This is a genomic window from Citrobacter sp. FP75 (assembly GCF_018342065.1).
In the GTDB taxonomy this organism is placed as follows: Bacteria; Pseudomonadota; Gammaproteobacteria; order Enterobacterales; family Enterobacteriaceae; genus Citrobacter.
On sequence record NZ_JAFDOE010000003.1, the window covers coordinates 673,550 to 696,834 of the forward strand.

General features: G+C 51.9%; 17 protein-coding genes. 12 read left to right on the forward strand and 5 right to left on the reverse strand.

What is annotated here, in order from left to right; all coding sequences use genetic code 11:
- Window positions 1-2 precede the first annotated feature (2 nt).
- The 5 genes from JQ822_RS14470 to JQ822_RS14490 form a co-directional block, all read right to left on the reverse strand.
- Window positions 3-4,208: an RHS repeat-associated core domain-containing protein gene (locus tag JQ822_RS14470; protein WP_213134046.1), complete on the reverse strand. Its 4,206-nt coding sequence runs from the start codon at window positions 4,206-4,208 to the stop codon at window positions 3-5.
- 19 nt (window positions 4,209-4,227) lie between these two features.
- Window positions 4,228-4,365 carry a hypothetical protein gene (locus JQ822_RS14475; RefSeq protein WP_213134047.1) on the reverse strand — a complete coding sequence of 46 codons (138 nt, stop codon included), beginning with the start codon at window positions 4,363-4,365 and terminating at the stop codon, window positions 4,228-4,230.
- Entirely contained in the window at window positions 4,352-5,974 is a 1,623-nt protein-coding gene (locus tag JQ822_RS14480) for a hypothetical protein (protein WP_213134048.1), read from the reverse strand. Before JQ822_RS14480 ends, JQ822_RS14475 begins: the two co-directional genes overlap by 14 nt.
- A gap of 32 nt (window positions 5,975-6,006) precedes the next feature.
- The gene (locus tag JQ822_RS14485; RefSeq protein WP_213134049.1) at window positions 6,007-8,013 is read right to left on the reverse strand and encodes a type VI secretion system Vgr family protein; all 2,007 of its coding nucleotides are present in this window, start codon (window positions 8,011-8,013) and stop codon (window positions 6,007-6,009) included.
- An 80-nt stretch (window positions 8,014-8,093) separates the two neighbouring features.
- Window positions 8,094-8,612, reverse strand: coding sequence for an Hcp family type VI secretion system effector (locus JQ822_RS14490; RefSeq protein ID WP_213134050.1), 519 nt, complete (start codon window positions 8,610-8,612; stop codon window positions 8,094-8,096).
- 597 nt (window positions 8,613-9,209) lie between these two features.
- Between JQ822_RS14490 and tssB the strand changes: the two genes are divergently transcribed.
- From tssB to tssA, 12 genes are read left to right on the forward strand one after another with little or no spacing between them, the layout of a single operon-like run.
- Window positions 9,210-9,707 (forward strand): type VI secretion system contractile sheath small subunit, encoded by a 498-nt coding sequence (tssB, locus tag JQ822_RS14495; RefSeq protein ID WP_213134051.1) that lies wholly within the window; start codon window positions 9,210-9,212, stop codon window positions 9,705-9,707.
- 16 nt (window positions 9,708-9,723) lie between these two features.
- Window positions 9,724-11,208: a type VI secretion system contractile sheath large subunit gene (gene tssC / locus JQ822_RS14500; protein WP_213134052.1), complete on the forward strand. Its 1,485-nt coding sequence runs from the start codon at window positions 9,724-9,726 to the stop codon at window positions 11,206-11,208.
- Window positions 11,209-11,216: 8 nt separating this feature from the next.
- Window positions 11,217-11,642: a type VI secretion system baseplate subunit TssE gene (tssE, locus tag JQ822_RS14505; protein WP_213134053.1), complete on the forward strand. Its 426-nt coding sequence runs from the start codon at window positions 11,217-11,219 to the stop codon at window positions 11,640-11,642.
- A 5-nt stretch (window positions 11,643-11,647) separates the two neighbouring features.
- A complete protein-coding gene (gene tssF / locus JQ822_RS14510; RefSeq protein ID WP_213134054.1) occupies window positions 11,648-13,477 on the forward strand; it encodes a type VI secretion system baseplate subunit TssF in 1,830 nt (609 codons plus the stop codon).
- A complete protein-coding gene (gene tssG, locus JQ822_RS14515; protein ID WP_213134055.1) occupies window positions 13,441-14,499 on the forward strand; it encodes a type VI secretion system baseplate subunit TssG in 1,059 nt (352 codons plus the stop codon). The genes tssF and tssG overlap by 37 nt, the downstream gene beginning before the upstream one ends.
- 33 nt (window positions 14,500-14,532) lie before the next feature.
- Window positions 14,533-15,804, forward strand: coding sequence for a type VI secretion system-associated FHA domain protein TagH (tagH, locus tag JQ822_RS14520; RefSeq protein ID WP_213134056.1), 1,272 nt, complete (start codon window positions 14,533-14,535; stop codon window positions 15,802-15,804).
- Window positions 15,805-15,827: 23 nt separating this feature from the next.
- Entirely contained in the window at window positions 15,828-16,331 is a 504-nt protein-coding gene (gene tssJ, locus JQ822_RS14525; protein ID WP_446715013.1) for a type VI secretion system lipoprotein TssJ, read from the forward strand.
- A gap of 2 nt (window positions 16,332-16,333) precedes the next feature.
- Window positions 16,334-17,674, forward strand: a complete 1,341-nt coding sequence (gene tssK, locus JQ822_RS14530) for a type VI secretion system baseplate subunit TssK (protein WP_213134058.1) — start codon at window positions 16,334-16,336, stop codon at window positions 17,672-17,674.
- A gap of 3 nt (window positions 17,675-17,677) precedes the next feature.
- The gene (icmH, locus tag JQ822_RS14535; RefSeq protein ID WP_213134059.1) at window positions 17,678-18,436 is read left to right on the forward strand and encodes a type IVB secretion system protein IcmH/DotU; all 759 of its coding nucleotides are present in this window, start codon (window positions 17,678-17,680) and stop codon (window positions 18,434-18,436) included.
- A gap of 13 nt (window positions 18,437-18,449) precedes the next feature.
- Window positions 18,450-21,155: a type VI secretion system ATPase TssH gene (tssH, locus tag JQ822_RS14540; protein WP_213134060.1), complete on the forward strand. Its 2,706-nt coding sequence runs from the start codon at window positions 18,450-18,452 to the stop codon at window positions 21,153-21,155.
- A complete protein-coding gene (gene vasI, locus JQ822_RS14545) occupies window positions 21,155-21,859 on the forward strand; it encodes a type VI secretion system-associated protein VasI (protein ID WP_213134061.1) in 705 nt (234 codons plus the stop codon). Before tssH ends, vasI begins: the two co-directional genes overlap by 1 nt.
- The gene (tssA, locus tag JQ822_RS14550; protein WP_446715014.1) at window positions 21,856-23,271 is read left to right on the forward strand and encodes a type VI secretion system protein TssA; all 1,416 of its coding nucleotides are present in this window, start codon (window positions 21,856-21,858) and stop codon (window positions 23,269-23,271) included. The genes vasI and tssA overlap by 4 nt, the downstream gene beginning before the upstream one ends.
- Window positions 23,272-23,285 lie beyond the last annotated feature (14 nt).

Consider the following 23,285-nt stretch of genomic DNA (forward strand, 5'->3'; position numbering starts at 1 on the left):
CCTTAACGACAACCAGTACCACCACCCCACTTATTACGCCCACCAGAGCCATCAGGATGGTAGATTTTGTGGTAAGTTTTGTGATCAAAATGGTCAACTAAACTTAATACTCCAGTTTTATCTTCATGGTGCCATGTCATACCTTTAGGAGCTGTTGGTTTAAAGTTTCCTCTTGAATTAGGCTGTACATGCTCAACCACTCCGGGATATTTCGTCTGCATTTCTCGTCTGAACGCAGGATCTTTTTGTATCCTTTCATAAACCGACTGATTTCCTCGCCTGAAATGTTCAGCATCTGACAGGTCATATTCAGAAGGATTCAGAGTGTGTTCATGAAATACATTATATTTACCAAGCTCACGCTGACCTTCACCTTTATATAAACCTAAAGGATCGATCCAACTTAATGGATTCGGCGCATAAGCATACAGGTTTAAACCGCCCGCCAGCCCTATCGGATCTGCCGAGATATACCGCCCACTCTCAGGCTCATAATACCGATACCGGTTATAATGTAAACCACTCTCTTCATCAAAATACTGTCCCTGAAAACGCAGCGGATTCCTCACCGAACCGGTCTGTTCACTCCACGCTCCCCACGGCCCTGCGCTCTGCGACCACGCCACGCCGCCGCTCTCATCCGTCAGCCTCATTGGCGCGCCGTTCACGTCGTTGTGATAAAAATATATCCGCTTCTCCGGCTCGCTGAATCCGTCCTTTTCGCTCCAGCGCCGCCCGTACTTTATCAGTGCCAGCGGCTCAAAACTCTGCGGGTAGTAGATGTACTCCTGCACGGCCTGCCCGGTGACCAGACTCTTCAGCCGCTCCTCCCGCGCTCCGCTGCTGCCCGGTTTTCGCATATCACACGCCGCCGTCAGCGTTTCCTGTGCCGGGGCCGTCTCCTGCGCTTCTCCCGCCAGCGCATCCCCGTCCCACCAGAACCACGTCAGGCTGGCGGTGTCTTCACCCGCTTTGACCGTTTTCTTGAATACCCGGCGACCAAGGCCGTCATAACCATATTGTGTGGTGGCGCTGTCGCTGTGCAGTGCTTTCAGTCTCCCGCTGACGTCCCACTCCAGCGTCTCGCTGACAACCTTCTGTGACCACAGGTACGGTGTCCGGCGTTTACGCTTCTCCAGTTGCCCGTTGCGGTTATACCAGTGCTCCAGCGTGACCTGCCGCTCTTCCTCCACCCGGCCATAACACTGCCAGTCGTCCCCGCTGCCGCTGATGTCTTCCCGCAGCCGGTTACCCGCAGCGTCATACACAAAATTTGTTATCCGCCCCAGAACGTCCGTGTGCGCCGTCAGCCTGTCCATCACGTCATGGCTGAAAAATTCCTGCCCCGTCACGCTGTCATTTCGCTGCCGAACGTTACCGTTTAAATCGTAATACCACTCGGTGGCAAACAGCGGCCTGGCCTCCCGGCTCACCCGTTGTGCGCTCAGCCAGCCGTTTTCGTTATAGCTCAGTTCACGCTTCAGCTCCGGCGTAAGCTGCTCTTCACGCAACCGCCCCAGCGCGTCATACACCAGCGCGGTCGCCGGTTCGTCGTTTATCCGTATCTGGCTTAACTGCCCCGCATCGTTGTAGCCGAGCCGCACGCGGTTGCCGCTGTCGCTCTCCCGTCCCGCATACTGACCGGCCTCCGTATAGCCGTGGTGGATGCTGACCCCGTCCTGTACTTCTTCCGTCAGCCTGCCGCCGCTGTCGTAACGCCAGCTCACTTTGCGGTACGGGTTATCGCAGGCCGTCAGTTGCCCACGCTGGTTATAGTCGTAGCACGCCAGCAGCGTATCGTTGTGATACTGCCCGGTAATGCGGCCCTGTTTATCGTGGTGGTAAGTCAGGGTGGTGCCGTCCGGCGCGGTTCTGGCGCTCAGCAGGCTGTCGGCGCTCCACTGGTAGCGTGTATTCTGGCCCCGCCAGTCACGCTCTTCCACAATCCGCCCCAGACTGTCGCGGACTATCTGCCAGCGCTGGTCCATCTGGTTGATGACCGCCACAAGCTGGTCTTCGGTATCATACTCGTAATTGGTACGGCTGCCGTCCGGCAGGGTACAGCCGGAGACTTCGCCAGTGGGGGTATAGTCCAGCCGGGTAATACGCTGGCCGTCGTCATAAGCCACAAGCTGGCCTTCGGCATCGTACTCCAGCCGGATGGCGTTACGGTACGGCAGCTTTGCCTCCGTCAGCCTGTCGGCGCTGTCGTAACGGTAGTCCCGCTGTTCTTTCAGCGCATTCATTTCCGACAGCAGGTTGCCCCGGTTATCATGAACGTATGTCGTTTTCGCCCCGGTGCGCGCCGTCAGTGCGCTGACAAAGCCAAGGCGGTCATACTCCAGCAGTTCGTGGCCCTGTCCAGCGACATCCCTGCGCACCATCTGCCCCAGTTCATCGTAGTGATACTGCTGTTGCACGCCTGCCGGGTCTGTCACGCCGGTCAGATTGCCACGCTCATCATGTCCGAACTGCCAGCAGGCACCTTCCGGGTCGCTGGCCTCTTTCATATGCAGCCCCTGCCAGACCGCCACAAACTCGCTGTCGTCCGGCGCGATTTCCCGGCAGATATTGCCTGCCTCATCATATTCAAAGCGGGTGGTTCTTCTGTCTGGTGAGGTGATGCTGACCGTCTGTCCGAACTCGTCGTAAAGGAAGAACGTCGCACCGCCTTCCGGGTCGATTTCACACAGGGGGAGACGGTCTTCGCTGAAGCGGATGATGGTGGTATGCCCCAGCGAGTTGGTCATCTCCAGCTCATGGCTGAAGTCATTCCACACGAAATGATAGTCATAGTAACCGCCGTCACCCCATGCGTGAATAACGCGCCACGTATCGTCATAGTCATAATGGAAGCGCTGGCCGAGACGGTCGGCGTGGTACTGCATGTAAACCCGTTCCCGCCACGCGAAATGGCGACGATGGCCGTCGCTGTCAGTCTGCCCTGCCAGTTGGTTATCCGGGGTATAGTCATACTGCGTCAGGTCGCTCTGCGTTTCATCACCGTCCGGCCACACCCCGGCCTGGCTGTCACACAGACGAATGCGAACAATGCGCTGGTGCAGGCAGTCAGCTTCGACCCTGCGCCCGGTCAGTGCCTGCGCGGTGTATTCCGTCAGGGTGATACGCCCGGTTTCATAGCGAAAACGCCAGCCGTTGCCGTTGTTGTCTTCCAGCCTGTCCGGACGCAGAACCGACGCGGACGACGCCGTTTCCTGACGAAAGCGCCAGCGGCGGTTTTCCGTCGTTTCTGCATGCCAGTGGCGAACGCCGTCTTCTTCCTCATACCACAGCAGTGCGCCACCCGGCAGACTGCTTACGGCATGGGACTGGCCTGCCTGTTCGGGGATGTCGGCAAAAAACAGTGAACCATCAGCCAGTACAAGCTCATGGTAATCTTCTTCTGTGTGATGGATAAGACGGGTATCTGCCAGCGTTTTCCAGCCATAACTGCACAATCCCTCTTCCTGTACATCCGCTGAACGGTAGTAACGTATCCAGTCCAGAGGCACACGCCCCGACAGCAGGAAATCACGCTGTTCCAGCCTGACGCTGCCGTCACGAATATCGACGGGTTCCGCGCGCAGTACCTTACACTTGAGGAAGCCCGGGTCCATGTTTTTAAAGAGTTTTTGACGGAACTCTTTAAATTTATCCATGAACTTTTTGTAAGCCTTGCTTTTGCCAATGCGCTTGAAAGCGGAAAATCCAACCTTGGTCAACATTGACATCATACTGATGGTCTGCGGCCCACCAACGGAAACATGATGGGGCAGCGCCATATTGACCGTCAGCGGCGCGGTCAGGGAGAGTATGGGCATTTTTTTAGCACGCCGAAGGCGAAACGGCGGAATGATGCCTGCCACGTTACAGCTCAATGTGGGTGACAGGCGACGCGACAGCGGATCGCCATCCACAACGACCGTTTTGCTGCCCATAAACACTTCATCATCGGTCTGGGGGCCGCCGGGGATTTTGGGGGGAGGAACCGGCGCACCGATAAGGATATGGAAGACCTTTCCTTCTGTACCGGCAACAGTACGTCTCAGCCCGTGGATTTTTACCGTCGCCCCGATGATGGGCGCATAGTCCCATACGTCAAAAACCATGGCGATATGCGGCGTGGGCCAGACTCCCGGTGGCAGGGCATAAGAATGAAAATCGATCCCCAGCATCGGGTCAAAATGTTTACTGGCGTTAATGGCCATATGACGGCTCCTCCCTGAATTACAGCGCCCGCATTAACTGGCGCAGAAATACCCTGATTTCATCGCGGTATGTGTCGTCAACAAGGCCCACATACGCCATCAGCAGGGCGGCCAGTACGGCAAGAATTAGCCATTTCTTTTTGTTAAAATTCAGCATGTAATGGCTCCTGAGACGGGGTAAAAATGAGGCCAAACAGTAACGATATATTTTCATCCGTAAGATGTGTGGGGAAAGGCGGCAGTAAAGGGGAAAAGGGCCATTCATCAACGGACTTGTCCAGTGGATGGGCGATTTCAGCCGCTGCCCCCCAGAAGGCATTACTGTATTGACGGGCAAGGCGGAGTACCTGCTGATAAAGCGGTTTTTCCTGACTGAGCATGTGTTCCCGTTCCAGCAAAGTGTTCTGAAACAGCGTTTCCATCCTTTGCGTCAGTTCGTTATCGTGCTGTACTACCGCAGTGGCAATATCATGATGCCCGGCCTGATTCACCGCGTCTTCAGCCTGCTGAATAAGCTCTGCCTGCGCTTTCAGATACCGTTCGGAAAAACTGTCGCTCCGGGATGTGGCTTCGGGTGAAAGCCAGTTGAGCAGGTCGCGGAAAATCTGCATAAATCCCGACTGCGCCCGTTCTTCATCGCTCATGGACAACCCCGCTTTCAACGCTGCGTGATAATGCTGCGCCGTTTTTGCCGGTGGGGGCGTGACCGACATCAGGCTGAATCCGGCCATCCGGTATCCTTCCATCGTCAGCAGCAGGGAAGGGATGTTTTGTGCTTCCTGTGCGGAACGGAAATAGGCATCAGATGCCTGCTCTGGTTTCTTATCCATAAACCATGCATTACCTTCCCCCATCAGGTTCTGGGTGATAAGAAGATGGCGGGGTTCTGGCGGCAGGTCTGCGGAGGTTTGTATAGCAAGACGATAGTTTTTGATGGCATTCTGCGCGTGTTTTTCCTGTAGCCAGCCGCCTGCGATCATGCTAAGCATGATAACCTGTTGGTCGCCCCATCCCTGCTGACGAGCAAGCTCCAGCGCTTTTTGTGCCAGTTGCTCAGTTTGTGCTGCCGAGCCTTTTTTTATGGAAATGAAGGTGTCCGTCATTAGTTGGCGAAAACGCAGCATAGCGGTTCCATCCGACGTGGGCGTTTCATTCAGTGTCTGGCGCATCAGTTCATCTTCACTGATATCCGGCGTCAGCAAGCGTGCATTTTCCGGGAACCGGGTCAGAAGCCATTGCCAGTCAGGGTTCTCATGGGTATCAATAAGGAGCAGACGAAAACGAGACGTTCTGGTGGCTATGCTCTGACACAGGTCGTCAATAAACTGCCGATGAGAATCCGCATGGCTGACAGAAGAGGCGGTCAGGATCACGGACAGATAGCGCAGATAATCCTGATGATAATGTGCAAAGTCGCTCATTAAAGCATGCAACGTATCTGCCTGGTAGCAGGGAAGCGAGCCGACAGGCTGCCAGCGTGGTTCGGGAAACGCCGAGACATTCACTCGTTCAATAAACTCTTCTTCCAGGCCATGAGAATATCCATAGCGTGTATCAAACGGCGTATTAAAACGAATGAACAGATCGGGCGTCGTAAAGTCATTTTGCTGCTCTTCCTGTAGGGCAAAGAACACATGTATCAGACGATCTGAATCAGCAGGCGTGCGCCAGATAAAAATACGGGCATTCTCGTCGTCACTGGCTTCCAGCCAGAGGCGTTCCAGTTCTGCCAGTTTTCGCTCAACAGCATTTTTGTTTCCCGACATTTTCCTTTCCCATTAAAATTGCTGCGGGCAAATCAATTTAACGTGATTTCCTTGCCTTCGACCTTCACTTCGCCTGAAGCAATAAACGTGAATTTCACCCCATTCAGCGTAACGGAACCATCGTTCTTGATTTCCAGCTTTGCCGCTCCACAGGTAATGGTGATGGTATCGCCTACCGTCAGATCCAGTTTTCCGGCGATATCGGTTGTCTGGTTGCCTTCCTGTACAGTGAGGAACCGGTCGCCCTTGATGGTATTTTTTTGCCCTCCATTCTGGATGGTATTGGTCTCCCCGCCATCTTTTACCGTTACGCTATGCCCGTTAGCGACAAAAAGGGAACGCTGACCGGTATTGACCTTGATATGTTGTTCGCCTTTTTCGACCGTAACTGCATGGCTACCTTCGGTAATCGTTCTGGTACAATCCTTTTTTACCGTGGTATGTTGCTCATTGTTGACATCAAGCCTCTGATCATGGGTGATAGTGGTATGATCGTCGTGTTTCACCTCAGTAGTGCGGTCATTTTCCACTACGGTATGCATGTCCTTCTGTGCATGCATTGACAACAATTCCTGCCCGGTCGCATCCTCGAACATCAGCTCGTTATAGCCACTGCCTTTGTAGGTTTTGGAGCGCAGGGTCATCTGGGTTTTGGTGCCAGGCAGGCCGCCGGGGGATTTGTTATCCGCGTGGTAGGTGCGGCCTGTGATGATGGGCTGGTCAGGGTCGCCGTTAAGAAAGTCAACGATGACTTCCTGTCCGACGCGCGGAATGGCGAGATTACCAAAACCGGCTCCGGCCCATGCCTGCGAAACGCGTATCCAGCAGGAACTGCTGTCATCTACCGGATTGTATCTGTCCCATGTGAACTTCACCCGCACCCGTCCGTGCTCGTCACAGAAAATTTCCTCCCCCGGAGGTCCGGTAACGACCGCCGTCTGGGGGCCGTCCATCTGCGGCTTGGGCAAGGGGGTCGGTCGCCACGTCAGCTTACCGGGGATGACCTGAAAATCATTGCTCAGCGAGGTGCCCGCGCCTTCATAACCAATCAGCGCCTGCGGCTGCGAGCCGCGCAGCGTGCTGCTGACGACCTGCCACTGTACGTTCAGGTCCGCGCGGGGATGCGCTTTAAGCTCAAACCGCACACCGGGACGCAGTTTCGGCGAGTCAGTGACACCACTCACGGTTTCTGCGTTATTGCGCAGCCCTTCTGTCTGATAGCGGGTAAACGCCTGTCCGTGGGCTTCATCTTTGAAGCGTCCAGGATAGTCAAAGAATTCATATATCGGATACTGCGCATCCAGGTTGTCGCCATCATGGCTGAAGCTGCCCGGCCATGATGGGGTCTTAAAGGTGTAATCCTGCGTGGTGACTGACGCAGGACGAATTTGCGCGCTACGGCGAAACTGCGTCACGTGGTAGAGCGTGGTTTCTTCACCGGGTGAAGGGTGATAGTTCAGCGATTCGCTGTCCGGCAGGCCCCCGGCGCTGTCGCACAGGATAAGCTGCTGTACACCATCGCCTTCTTCTTCGTAAGTGAATATTCCTTCTTCGGCCAACAGGCGGGTGATGAAGGCGTAGTCGGTTTCCATAAACTGTACGCAGAACTCACGTTCCGGATGGTCAGCAGACAGACGGGACTGCCACTGCGTGATCAGCATTTCACCGAACAGGGTCGAAACGATACCTTCAATATCGGTATTCTGGAAGATGCGGCTGTTGCGCCGCAGGGCGCTGCGCCAGAAGGGGGGATGAATATGCAGGATGTACTGCGTCTGGTGTTTACCGGTATCGCCCTGTTCACAGGCGGTGACGATGCCCCGTATGCTACGCTGTCGGATATTGTCCCGAAAAATAGTCAGGGTGGCGTTGCTTTCCAGAAGCTGGTCCAGCGGGATGGCCGGATTGCTACTGGCGGCGGTTACGTTCAGTGTGAACAGCGATGAGAGGGATTCCTGATGATGAAACTCCACCACGGCAAAGGTTTCGTCTTCCTGACCTTCAACATCCAGCGTAAAATGTGTTCCATATGCGGGCATAAAATATCCTTATCACCGGCAAACAGTCTTTGAACAGCGAAATCTCCTGATGGATGGCAGGAGATTTCGCGCTTTTACAGTTAAGATTCGAGCGGCGCACGCCAGTCGTCAGATCCTGAGGTCCCGGCAGTCACGTGTTCCCACTCAATTTTCCGGTAGGCCAGCGAGACTTTAATTAACTGAGTAAACTCCCGCTTGTTCGCGTCCTGACAGTGTGGCATATGGCAGTCGATATCCACGATGGTGGAATCCGTCAGGCGAGTGGTGAAGAAATGCTCCTGTTTACCTTCAATCGAAGTGCGATACCAGTGCAGCTCGGTCGTCGGCAACATTTCGCCGGATGCCAGCGCGTTATACAGCAGAGGAACCGCTTTGTTCAGCGCGACGGTAAAAATGAAAGGTTTGTGCGCACGCTGACCAGCAGGCTGACCGGATTGTGGGTCAGTAGGAACGGTGACATTATGCTGAAATTCCTGAACCAGCATCTCGTCTTCATGCCCCTGTACGTAGATGTTACCAACAGAGGGGGCGGTAAATGCTCCCTGAGTAATGTTCCCCTGAGTTTGCCCTGTAATAGATATGTAACACGGTGTTGGCATTTTGTAGACTCCTTTTTACACTTGTTTTACGATTATTGACGCAGCAGTTTTATCCATAATTACAAGCAATATCTCCCGGTCAATTATTGAAACGAGTAATTGTCTTATTTAAACCAATAAAACAATTTAGAGAAAATAGAACCACTCTCCACATAATTATGCCAACCTTCACGGTTGAATTAGATAGGTGTTTTTAGAGAAAAAAGAAATCAATAAGAATATTACATTCTCATTTTCCCTTAATGAATCACTCAGCGATTCTGGCATTGATATTTATTAAAATTTGACATTTACGTCTCATAAACATCTCTCAACTCGTTTTTTTCAGTATGTGTCACAAGCATGGCAAAATATATGATTCAGATCACGTTACCGGATCTAAAATTCGATATGTTACTCTCCAAAGGGAGGAGTGGTTAAATGATTAATTTGATAAATACATTGCAAAGTATATTCATTTTACCAATAAATCAATGAGTTATTTATTGGTTAAATATTTCATTTCAATTTTATTCATCGCGGTAATAGAATTGAAAATTAGAAACTGATTGCTGAAAAGATATTAGATGACATTTTCACTAATTAAGGATTACAGACATGAGCAGTAGTAAAAGCGACGGAAGTGTCGCTCCGAAAGAGAGAATTAACGTCCGCTATACCCCGAAGACAAACGGTGAAGTATCGGAAGTTGAGTTGCCGCTGAATATGCTGATTGTTGGCGATACAGGTAAAATAGATGATACACCGTTAGATGAGCGTAGTACGGTTTCTATTAATAAGAATAATTTTAATTCTGTTATTGCTGAGGCGGGTATCAGTCTGAATTTTAATGTACCAAATCTGCTCAACAACAAAGCTGACGAAGAGATTAATGTCCATATGGATATTAATGCGCTGGATGATTTTTCTCCGGATAACATCGCCAGACAGGTCCCTGAAATGAAGAGGTTGCTGGAGCTGCGTGAGGCGCTTGTCGCCCTGAAGGGGCCAATGGGAAATCTCCCGGCGTTTCGCGCCCAGATTCAGGCTTTGCTGGATGATGAAAATTCCCGCGAGCAGCTTCTCAACGAACTGGGTGTTATGAATAAAGATTAATCAAAAGGATAGCCGTATGTCTTTACAGGAACAGGAATTACCCGTTGCAGAACCGCTCTCTGCGCCGCCCGCTTCACTGCTGGATGCCATTATGGCGCAGGCGCGCATCGAGCCGGAATCAGAAGGTTATGATATTGCTCGTCAGGGGGTTGCCGCCTTCATTGCCAGTATGCTGGAAAGCGGTGACCGACAGGAACCCGTTAACAAGCTTGCTGTGGACAGTATGATTGCCACAATTGACGAGAAACTGAGCAAGCAGACGGACGTCATCAATCATGACGAGAATTTTCAAAAGCTGGAGTCATTCTGGCGATCAGTGAAAACAACCGTTGATCGCACTGATTTTCGGGAAAATATTCAGATCCACATACTGCATGCAACGAAAGAAGAGCTTTTGGATGATTTCTCCTTTGCGCCGGAAATCACTCAGTCCGCGTATTATAAACATGTTTATTCCAGTGGTTACGGCGTGTTTGGAGGCGAACCCATCGCCGCAGTGATTGGTGGCTATACGTTTAATAACACCACGCCGGATATGAAGTTACTCCGCTATCTCAGTAGCGTCGGGGCAATGGCGCATGCGCCGTTTATTTCTTCCGTCTCTCCGACGTTCTTTGGCCTGAAGTCATACACTGAGCTGCCTCAGATTAAAGATCTTTATGCCGTATTTGAAGGACCGGCTTACGCCAAATGGCGTTCTTTACGGGAGTCTGAAGATTCACGGTATCTTGCGCTGACGGCACCACGTTTTCTGTTGCGCTTGCCTTATTCTCCGATTGAGAACCCCATTAAATCGTTTAACTATCATGAAGATGTCACCGGTAGCCATGAGGATTTTCTCTGGGGTAATACCGCATTCTTGCTGGCATCCAGTATGACCGAAAGTTTTGCCCGGTATCGCTGGTGCCCAAATATTATCGGGCCGCAAAATGGTGGCGCGGTAAAAGACTTGCCCGTACATCTGTTTGAAGCAATGGGACAAATTCAGGCAAAAATCCCGACAGAAGTATTGATCACCGATCGACGTGAATTCGAACTTGCTGAGGAAGGTTTTATTACCCTGACAATGCGTAAAGGCAGTGATAATGCGGCATTTTTCTCGGCCAACTCTGTACAGAAACCCAAACGTTTCCCAAATACGCCCGAAGGTAAAGCCGCAGAAACCAACTACAAGCTGGGCACACAATTACCTTACATGTTTATTATCAACAGGTTAGCTCATTACATTAAAGTATTGCAACGTGAGCAAATTGGTTCATGGAAAGAGCGTTCAGATCTTGAACGTGAGCTGAATAACTGGATCAGGCAGTACGTTGCCGATCAGGAGAATCCGCCAGCAGATGTTCGTAGCCGCAAGCCCCTGCGCGCCGCAAAAATCGAAGTGCTGGACGTTGAGGGCGACCCCGGCTGGTACCAGGTAGCAATGTCAGTACGTCCCCACTTTAAGTACATGGGCGCAAGCTTTGAGCTTTCTCTGGTAGGCCGCCTGGATAAGGAATAAAAACCTTTATGATCAGGGAACGTGAACGCAACAGTATCGCAAGTTTATTTGACCGTCTGGATGAAGCGACAGGGTTGCGTCCACCTTCTTTCGGCATTCAGGCTGTGCGGGACTCGATTAAACGTAATCTGCATAACGTACTGAATACCCGCCCCAGTAGCTGTCAGAGTGCGCCGGAAATGGGAATATCAGATCCGGGAAGTGAGGAGTTGGCACGTGGCAGCTTTCAGGACGCTCAGATAGAAAAGATCAAAGCCTGCATTGAACATTACGAACCCCGGATCGCTCAGGTCGATGTCGTCATGGGCGATCCAGATGAAAATAGTCCGCTGGATCTTTGTTTCCAGGTTACGGCTTTTGTTGATATCGAAGGGTTAAAGAACGTGCTGGAATTTAATGTGTACCTTAGCAGCCAGCATTACAGGATGGATTAACGACGATGACAATGGAAGAACGCTATTTTCGGGAAGAGCTGGACTATATTCGTCAGCTTGGGAAGCTTCAGGCGAAGGAAAAACCCCATCTGGCGCGGTTTCTGGCGGAAAAAGGTACCGATCCCGATGTGGAGCGTCTGATTGAGGGATTTGCATTTTTGGCAAGCACAACGCGTGCAAAAATTGACGATGAGTTTCCCGAACTGACGCACAGTCTGATTAGTGCGCTCTGCCCCAACTATCTTCGCCCGACGCCCTCAATGACCATTATTGAATATACGCCGGACGCGAGTACTATCACCACACCAGTCAAAGTTGTCCGCGGTGAGCAGGTGAAAAGCAAGTCCGTGACGTTGAACTCGGACGATGAGCTTTACAGTGACGACGACCGCGAACTACCGCCTGCCTGTACGTTCACTCTTAGCCGGGACGTATGGTTGTTACCTCTTCGGGTCATATCAGTAGTAAATAACAGTAGTCATGCGCTGGGAACTATTGATATTACCTTTGCCTGTAATCCCAAAATCAGTTTAGCGACACTGGATCTGAATAAGTTGCGCTTCTGGCTGGGCAATGATGATAATTACACCCGCTGGCAGCTTTATCTGTGGCTGTGCCGCTATAACAGCGGGGCCGAGTTGATTATTAATGATAAGACTCTGTCATTGCCCGATTTCAGCTTGGCCCCTGTGGGTTTCAATAAGCAGGATGCGTTGCTGCCTTATCCTAAAAATGTTTACAGCGGCTACCGGATTTTACAGGAGTATCTGTGCTATCCGGACAGTTTCCTCTTTTTTGACGTCAGCGGTATTCAGACGCTTCCGGCTGAACTGACGGCTGAGCATTTCACCCTTCGTCTCCATTTTTCACAGCCGCTTCCGGTTGACAGCAAAATCCGGGAAAACTCAATGCGCCTGTACTGCGCGCCTGCGGTTAACCTGTTTGTTCATCATGCAGAAGCGATAGCGTTACAGGACGGACGGATTGAGTACCCGCTATGCGCCAGCCTTAAGCGCCCGGATTGCTATGACATTTTTGCCGTAAAACAAGTTTCCAGCAAACTGCGCTCTGCCAGCAAAGGCCGTGCGGAGATGGTGACAAAGGAATACCCCGAATTTAACGGTTTTCAGCATCAGGTAGAGTATGCCCGCCAGCGGGAGGTCATTTACTACCAGCACCGTAAAAAAACATCGCTGTTTCGTCAGGGATTTGATCACTTTATTGCTTTCGTGCTGGCTGATAGCAACAAGCCAGAAGACTATTTGCTGAAAGACGAGGTGGCGTCGGTCAGCCTGATTTGTACCAGTCGAGAACTGCCTGTAAAACTACAGCCGGGGGATGTCTGCATCCCTGCGGGTAAAAAAACCGCCGCTGCCCCATTCAGGAATGTAACTAAACCCTCAACGCCGCTCTGGCCGGTACAGGACGGAAGCCTTCACTGGTCACTGCTGTCGTGTATGAACCTGAATTATCTGTCGCTACTGGATCTTGATGCGATGAAGAAGATCCTGCATATCTTCGATTTGCCGGGTATCCATCACCCACAGTCGGCAAGGTTGTCACAACAAAAACTGGACGCGATAGAACGTATTGATACCCGACCTGTCGATCATCTGTTTAAGGGCGTCCCCGTTCGTGGTCTTGCTACCACGCTGTATATCAATCCCCAGCCGTTTGTCTGCGAGGGTGAGATTTTTCTGCTGGGCACCATGCTTTCTTTTTTCTTTTCTTTGTATGCCAGCGTCAACAGTTTTCATGAACTGAGCATTATTAACATCCGTACTCAGGAGAGCTATACATGGGCGGACAGAACCGGCCAGCATGCCCTGATGTAGATGCGGCTGATGGTGTTTACAGCGAATTTTCTGTCGATGATATCAATTTTCGTCGCCAGAACTTTTTTTCGCTGGTTGATGCAATTTATCGGTTTACTGGCAAACACAATGACGTTTCGCTGGCGACAGACCCTGATAAGGATGTTGTGCGCTTTGAAGCCGATACCCGTATTTCATTCCCTGGTAGTGATGTAGTCAAGGTGACAAAAAACAGTTGCGGTCAGTATGTTGTCACCGTGGCGTTTTCCGGTCTGCACGGCAGTCAGTCGCCGTTGCCAGGATACTATCTGGATAAGATTGCGTGGGATCGTTTTCAGGGTGAAAGCGGGGTTGCGGATTTTTTCGATCTGTTTTCTCACCGGATGATCCAGTTCATCTGGCACATCTGGCGTAAGTATCGCTGGCATATCTGTTTTAACAACGGCGGTACGGATGAGTTTACGCAACGCATGTATGCCCTTGTCGGACTTGGTAACCAGAGCCAACGCGATCGTCTGGCTATTAATCACAGCAAGATGCTGGCGTATGCCGGGGTGCTGGCTGGTCCCGGTCGATCGCCAGAAATTATCTGCGATCTGGTTTCCCATTGTTTTGACCTTGAGGATGTGATGTTAGAGAGCTGGCAGTTGCGTAAGGTCGATATTCCGCCCTCACAGCAAAACAGGCTGGGAAGTTACCTGCAACGGGACTGGCAAAAAATGCCGCGTTCAGTGTTGGGGAAAAACTTGACGCTGGGTGGACGTGTGCCGGATCGAAGCGGCAAGTTTTTATTGTGTATCAGGGGATTATCACGCGAGCGTTTCCTTTCATTTTTACCCAATGGCGACAGCTTCCTGCCATTGACCATGTTTGTGGCATTTATTTTACGCGATCAACTGGCATGGGATCTGCGACTGGAAATGGCCCCGGACCAGATTGGTGGTATGCGTCTGGGTGAGGAGAAAACCTCCCGCCTTGGCTGGACCACCTTTATTGGCCAGCCAGAAGTATGCCCTGGCGTTACGATTCAGGTCCGGGCATAAAAAACAACAACCGACAGGGAGTATCAGAACAGAATGCCAGAGCAGAACCAGGATCAACACACTCAGCCAGTACTGACGTTACAGGTCATGAACGGCAATGAACTGGAAAGCGGACGCGCTGCAAAGTGTGTGTTTACTCTACAGGGGGGCGATGTGGGTCATGCCAGTCAATGTCACTGGTCGCTTCAGGATCGCAGGCAGTCGATTGCTGAATGTGCCTTTATTATTCGCTGGCAGGACGGCACATTCTGCCTGAAAAGCCATGTCGCTAATCTGGAAATTAATCAGGCTCCCATTGCGCAAAATGCTGGTCTGGTACACCTGCGTCAGGGTGACGAACTGCGGCTGAACAGCCTAATCCTCAAAGCGTTCATTGGCAGCGTCACACAGTATGAAGAACAGATGGCAACGCCGGAAACCATCGTTACCAACAGCGATCGCCTGACAGATTTGCTGGCTACTGAAGGCCTGCCAAAATATGAGGATTCCGGCGTTTACCGGGAAATTGCGCCAACCGTCGTCAGTGGTTTTACACAGGATCCACTTGCCGCGCTACAGGCTGAAAGTCTGACGACGGGGCACCATCATACCGGACATGACCCGTTGTCAGTAACACCCCCCATGTCCGATCTGGCGGATAACGGAGGGCTGGATAATCACTTTATGGATTTGCCGCCGGTTGAAGCCGATGAACTGCCGGATCTGGTTGATATGGCTCGGCAACATGTTGCTGTGACGCCACTGATGCGGGGTCTTGACTGCGCACTGCCATTACGTGATTCACAGGATGCCAGTGACTTTCTGGAGGAAATGGGGCGGGCAATGCAGGCGACTGTTAAAGGGTTACTTAACCTGCAACATCAAAAAAACAGCCTGTCTGATAAACATTTACGCCCACTGGAAGACAATCCGCTGCGTCTGAATCTGGACTATGAAACCGCCCTCAGTGTGTTGTTTGCCGAAGGGAAAAGTCCGGTTCATCTTTCTGCACCTGCCGCCATTGCTGAGAGCCTGCGTAACGTTCGCCACCATGAAGAGGCTAATAAGGCCGCGATTGTCGAAGCGCTGCGCGTCATGCTGGACGCCTTCTCTCCCGCCAGCCTGATGCGCCGCTTCGCCCTGTATCGCCGCAGCCATGAACAACGTCAGGAAATGAATGATACATGGGCATGGCAGATGTACTGCAATTACTACGATGAACTGGCCTCCAGCCGCCAGCAGGGCTTTGAGATGCTTTTTAACGAGGTCTATGCGCAGGTGTATGACCGCGTGCTGCGTGAGAAACAGCGGGAGCCGGAAGTATGAAATGGCGCAGTTTGTCCGGTGCGATGCTGCTGCTGTTGATCGGAACCCTGAGCGGTTGTGAAACAGTGAAGAAGGTTTCGCAGGTGATTTCCAATCCGGATATTCAGGTCGGCAAGCTGGCAGATCAGCCTTCGGAGCTGACCATCACCATGCTGACTGAACCGGACACGAATCTCAATGATAGCGGAGAAGCCACCCCTGTTGATGTTCAGTTGATTTACTTAAGTGACGACTCAAAGTTGCAGGCGGCTGATTATGACCAGATCGCCACCACTCCGCTGGATAATGCGCTGGGGAAAAACTATTTGGATCATCAGGATTTTAATCTGCTGCCGGACACGATGAAAACGCTGCCGCCAGTAACGCTGGATGAAAAAACGCGCTTTATCGGTGTGGTCGCTTACTTTTCTGACGATCAGACTACGCAATGGAAACAAATTGAACCTGTCGCGAGCACAGGTCATCACTATCGCCTGCTGGTGCACGTGCGCGAAAGCAGCATTGAGATGAAAAAAGAGGAACAATAACAATGGCGATGAAAAATAAAGTCATCTGGCAGGAAGGCCTGTTCATTCAGCCGCAGCATTTTCAGCAACAGCAGCGTTTCAATGATTATCAACTGGCCACTCGTCTGACATCAATGGCGGGTTTTGCATGGGGATTCAGCGAGTTATCCATTAACCAGCAGCATCTGCTACAGGGGAAAATCGTACTGGATAAAGCGGTCGGGTGTATGCCCGACGGTACGGTATTCTCCCTGCCCGATCAGGATGTGTTGCCCGTACCGTATCAACCTGTAGCGTTTGATACAGAAGAAAGCCGGACGCTGTATCTGGCGTTGCCCGTCAACCACGATGCGATTAATGAAATTGCCGGACGGCACAGTACCGGACAGGGGAACGGGCGTTACCGCCTGAACTATACGGATGTACGCGACCAGCACACCGATGAAGGTAATGCCATACAGCTGGCGCTGGGACAGTTGTTGCCGCATATTGTCACCGGCGCAGAAGATTTAAGTTCATTTACCACTTTGCCCCTGTGTCGGATTCTGGCTCGCGATACAAACGGTTCACTGTTGCTTGACTCCTCTTTTATCCCAACCTGCCAGACTATCAAGGCCAGTCAGGTACTTACCAGTTTTCTGGAAGAAGTTCAGGAGACTATCAGTAACCGCACCGGGGATCTGGCAAAGCGTATTGGCTCCCCTGAGCAGAGTGGCATTGCTGACGTAGCGGAATTCATGATGCTACAGATGTTAAACCGCAGTCAGGGACGTTTTTCTCATCGTAAGAACCTCAGCGTTTTACATCCAGAAACGCTGTATCTCGATCTGGCAGAACTTCTGGGAGAACTGATGACGTTTACGTCAGCAGCACGCATTCCCTGTGAGTATGATGTTTATAACCATCACGACTTGACCACCTCGTTCCACAGGTTGCTTCTCGCTGTGCGCAGGGAACTAGGCATAGTATTGCGGCCACGAGCACTGAACCTGCCGCTGTCGAAAAATGAGGGAATTTATCAGGCCACGATCAACGATATGCAACTGTTGCAGGATGCCAGTTTTGTACTGGCAGTCTACGCACAGACTCCCCACGATCAGCTTCTGCGTCAGTTTGTTCAACAGTCCAAAGTGTCGTCACCGGAAAAAATTCGCAACATGGTCAGCGTACAGGTACCGGGGATACAGCTCAGGCCTCTATCCTCTGCTCCGCGTCAGTTGCCTTTCCACGCCAATTATATCTATTTCAGCTTGGATAAAACGGGCAAAGAATGGGCCGACGTGGCCGTCAGTGGTGCGATTGCCCTTCATGTGTCGGGTACCTTCCCGGCGCTGGATATGCAACTGTGGGCAGTGAGAGGGTAAACCATGAGCGAACTATCCCCCTTCCTTTTTGAAACAGAAGAGGCGGAGCGACAATACCGGTTGCCATTTCGCGGTCACAGTCTGAATAACATGATCGACGCCGCGACCCCTCTACTGGGCATGGCAATGCGGCTGAAGGGTATGGAAAATCAGCCACTGCCGGAATATCTGTTCAGTCAGGTCGTTACCGATGTGCAGGTCGTCGAGCAACTGCTACAGGAGCAAGGCTATGAGCCGGGCGTCATCATTTCGTTTCGCTACGTGCTATGTACTTTTATTGATGAAGTAGCGCTGGGACACGGCTGGTCAAGCCAGAACGAGTGGATAAAACAGTCGCTGTTGGTGCATTTTCATAATGAAACGTGGGGCGGCGAGAAGATATTCATTTTACTGGAACGCCTTATCCGCGAACCAAAGCGCTATCAGGACTTACTTGAGTTTATGTATCTGTGTTTTTCGCTCGGTTTTCGCGGTCGTTACAAAGTTAGCTCCCGACAGCCGCAATCTTTGAACGAATTTGAACAGATATTTCGTCGTTTACATCATGCCATCCATCAATTGCGTGGAGACGCGCCGTTTCCCGTGTTGCATCAGGATAAGCAAGGGGCTGGAAGTCGTTACAGTCTGATTAAGCGGCTGGAAATTAAGCATCTACTGGCAGGCGGTCTGGTGCTTCTGGCTCTGGTCTGGTTGTTCTATACCCTGCAGCTCAATGCACAGACTCAGGATATTTTGCAGCAGTTAACGCATCTGTTGCGCTAAGGAAGGGATTTTTATGATTCAGATTGAGTTGTCTTCTCTGGTTAAACGTCTTAATCCGTTTACAAAACAGGCGCTGGAAACGGCGGCTTCAGAGTGTATGAGCCAGCAGGCAGCGGAGATCACCGTTGCACACGTTATGCTACAGATGCTCGCCATCCCACGCAGTGACCTGCGCACGATTGTTGAAAAGGTGGATATTCGTGTTGATGAACTGCGTCAGGCGTTGACGGTAGAGTATTACGCCACGACCAGAACAGCAGACAGCTATCCTACATTTTCGCCACTCCTGGTTGAATGGTTAAAGGACGGCTGGCTACTGGCTTCAGCCGACATGCAGGCGACGGATCTGCGCGGAGGCGCTTTGTTACTGGCCCTGCTACATTCGCCGTTGCGTTATGTGCCGCCAGTTGCTGCACGGCTACTGACTACCATTAACCGTGATCTGTTGCAGCAGGATTTTACTGCATGGACAAAGGAGTCTGCCGAATCAGTGGTGCTGACAGACGGTCAGCCCAGTCTCCGTACAGGGATGGCCGGAGAGGAAAGCCTGCTCGCCCGTTACGCTAAAAATATGACCGCTGATGCCCGCAACGGTAAACTCGACCCGGTACTGTGCCGTGATAACGAAATCGACCTGATGATCGATATCCTCTGCCGCCGTCGCAAGAACAACCCGGTGGTGGTGGGTGAGGCTGGCGTCGGTAAAAGTGCATTGATCGAAGGACTAGCGCTGCGGATTGTCGCAGGTCAGGTGCCGGATAAACTGAAAAATACAGATATCATGACGCTGGATCTGGGGGCGCTCCAGGCAGGGGCATCAGTCAAGGGTGAATTTGAAAAGCGCTTTAAAGGATTGATGTCTGAAGTTATTCAGTCTTCTGTTCCCGTCATTCTGTTTATTGATGAAGCACATACATTAATTGGCTCAGGCAATCAGCAGGGTGGGCTGGATATCTCCAACCTGCTGAAACCGGCGCTGGCGCGCGGTGAGCTAAAAACTATTGCTGCCACCACGTGGAGCGAATACAAAAAATATTTTGAGAAAGACGCGGCGCTGTCGCGCCGCTTCCAGTTAGTCAAAGTTAGCGAACCGAATGCTGCGGAGGCCACCATCATTCTGCGTGGACTCTCGGCGGTGTATGAGCAGTCCCACGGTGTACTGATTGATGACGAGGCATTACAGGCCGCAGCCAGTCTAAGTGAGCGCTACCTTTCCGGGCGTCAGTTGCCAGATAAAGCCATCGACGTATTGGATACTGCCTGCGCTCGCGTGGCGATCAATTTATCCTCTCCCCCCCGACAAATTTCCGCACTGGAGACACAGTGCCGCCAGTACGAAGCCGAAATCAGACAACTGGAACGGGAGCAACGTATCGGCCTGTTTCATAATGCCGCCTACCGTGATGAACTGCATCAGAAGCATGAAATCGCGAAGAAGGATCGTCAGGAGCTGGAAGAAATATGGCAACAGCAGCGCGCGTTGGTACAACAAATTATCGCCCTGCGCCATGATTTACTGGGTGCCAGCCTACACGATAATGCGGATTCGCCTTCGACGATGACTGATGATGCACCAGCGACACTACCAGAAAAGCGTAATCACCTGATAAAGCTGATGGCAGAGCTGGACGTCACGCACAATAAGCAACGACTGGTTTCTCCTCATGTGGATAAAACACAAATCGCTGCTGTGATTGCCGAATGGACCGGAGTGCCGCTTAACCGGCTTTCTCAGAACGAAATGTCAGTGATTACTGACTTACCGCATTGGTTGGGTGACACAATCAAGGGACAGGAACTGGCGATTAAGCACCTGCACAAACATCTGCTGACGGCGAGAGCCGATCTGCGTCGTCCGGGCCGTCCGCTGGGCGCATTTTTACTGGCCGGACCGAGCGGCGTCGGCAAAACCGAAACCGTGCTGCAACTGGCTGAGCTGTTATATGGCGGACGTCAGTATCTGACCACCATCAATATGTCAGAGTTTCAGGAAAAACACACCGTTTCACGGTTAATCGGCTCGCCTCCGGGCTATGTCGGCTATGGCGAGGGGGGCGTGCTCACCGAAGCCATTCGACAGAAGCCCTATTCTGTGGTGTTGCTCGATGAGGTGGAAAAAGCACATCCGGATGTGCTGAATCTGTTTTATCAGGCCTTTGATAAAGGTGAAATGGCGGACGGCGAAGGCAGGCTGATCGATTGTAAAAACATCGTGTTCTTTCTCACTTCCAACCTCGGTTATCAGGTGATAGTCGAGCATGCAGATCATCCGGAGCTGATGCAGGAAGCGCTGTACCCGGTTCTGGCCGATTTCTTCAAACCCGCATTGCTGGCACGGATGGAAGTGGTGCCGTATCTGCCACTGTCGCGTGAAACGCTGATCACGATCATCGCCGGTAAGCTTGCCCGACTGGATGGTGTTTTACGCTCACGCTTTGGTGCAGAAGTCATCATCGATCCGACAGTAACTGATGAAATTATGTTGCGCGTCACCCGCGCGGAAAATGGCGCCCGAATGCTGGAGTCCATCATCGATGGTGAAGTTTTACCACCACTTTCCCTGTTGTTGTTGCAGAAAATGACATCCGGCACGGCTATTGCGCAGATATGCCTGACCGTTAAGGACGGCAGATTTATGGCTGAAATCACCGATGCGGAGGATTACAACACTGCTGGTGTACCCGAGCCGGAATTTGTCACAGAGGAAGCCGAAGCGTGATGAGCCTTCGATTCGCAGCCGGTCTGTGGGGGTTAACCCTGTTATCCGCCGTAACACTAGCCCAGGAGGGTACTCCGGTGCCGGATAACAGGGCAGAGTTGCTGCGGGCAATGCAAACCTGTCGCGCAGAGCCTGCCGCGCTGGTACGCCTGGATTGCTATGATCGTCAGCTTCCACCTGACCGTACGGATTTCTCCGGTGCACTGGTTAAAGCACAATCACCGGGAGATGCCTGGCAGCGCGCCATTGAGCAGGAAAAGCAACGTACGGAACACGATACTGCCTTTTTGGTGACAAAAAACGAGGGGGAAAACACCGCTGTCATCATCACTACACCCGCACTCGGCAGCATACCGCCGCGACCGGTGCTGATGTTCAGTTGTGTGGACAATATCACTCGAATGCAAATTGCGCTGCCGCGCCCCTATAAGGGTAATGATATCCCGGTGGTACTGCGTACTGATGCTGGTCAGTTTCACACTCGCTGGTTTGTCCGTGAGAACGGTTATCTGCTGGAAGCCAGTCGTGGCCTTGCCGGTATTGACGAGATCAGACAGCTTTTCGGCTCAAAAACGCTGACGATAAATACCGGTATGGATGGCGCGACCAGACAACTGACATTTACCATTTCGGGTCTGACACAAACCCTGATACCCCTGCGCGAAGCCTGTCACTGGGCCGGACAGGACAGGAAAGGAGAATAACCATGGCCGAATATTCCCCGGATGACTGGCTTAAAGCCCTGCTGGCCGAATTGCCAGACGAAAAAATAAGTCAGGCTGTTAGTGACGATAACGCCCTCTGGATCAACATTGAAGAGAACGTTTCCCTGTTGGGGTCGCTGACTCACAGTCAGATTGATATCGCTGAAATTCGCCGTCAGGCGCTGACGCTGCTGGAAACGGAATGTAAAGACTTTCGGGTAATGGTACATCTGTTGCGCACATTGCAACATGGCGGTGGTGCGGCAGAACTGCTACTGGCGGCACAACTGCTGACGCAGTATGTACAGCATTACTGGCAACAGGCATGGCCGAAAAACCAGACGCATAAAATCCGCTTCGCACAACAGGTGATTAAACGGTTTGAAACCGCGTCAGGCAGTTTTAGCCGTGGGGCCAGCGAAACGCAGCGTAACGCCATGCCGGGAGAACTGGCGTATCTTGCAAAACTATGGCGTGACAATGGATATCCGGCACTGGCGGAATCTGTCGACGCCCTGTTTACACTTTACCAGCGCGATATGAAGGAGCTGTCTGTCTCCCCTGATGTTCCCGTCGCCCCAGAACAGACGGCAGAGCGTTCCCCGATATCATCTGCTGCTGTCGTGGTACAGAAAAATGCCCCGGTAATCAGTGTGGAAAGCCATGATGATAAATCATGGCGTGAAACCTTACTGAAAGTGGCGGGTATTTTATGTGAGCGCCAGCCGGACAATCCGCTGGGCTATCAACTGCGCCGTCATGCCATATGGCAGAACATTTCTGTCGCACCACAAGCCGAAAACGACGGGCGAACCCCGATGGCCGCATTTTCTACCGATATCATGGCAGATTATCAGGCAAGAGAAAGCAAGGCTGACAGCGCATTATGGCAACAGGTGGAACAAAGCTTAATTCTGGCCCCCTACTGGTTCGATGGTCACGCGCTGTCTGCCCGCATTGCAGAACGTTTTGGTTATCATGATGTCGCCGAAGCCATTAAAGACGAAGTGAACCATTTTCTACAGCGCATCCCTGCGTTAAATGCGCTGCTGTTCAATGATCGGATGCCATTTTTGTCAGCGTCAGCAAAACGCTGGCTTGCCCCTGACAAAACCATACTCTCCGCCGGAACGATGGATTTCAACGGTGAAGCGCAACTCTCCCGGCAGCACCTTCATGAACAGGGTCTGGAAGCAACACTACGATATCTCAACGGGCTACCGGAGAGGGAGCCGCGCGAGCGCTTTTACCGCCAATATCTTGCTGCGCAGATGATGGAAGAGGCTGGCATGGCACAGCTTGCAAAACAGCACTACCGGACATTACTCAATACGGGATCGCACATGTCGTTGTCAGACTGGGAGCCTGCACTGCTGGCACGTCTGGAAGAAAAACTCACAACAGCACAGTGAGATTAAACAGGAGT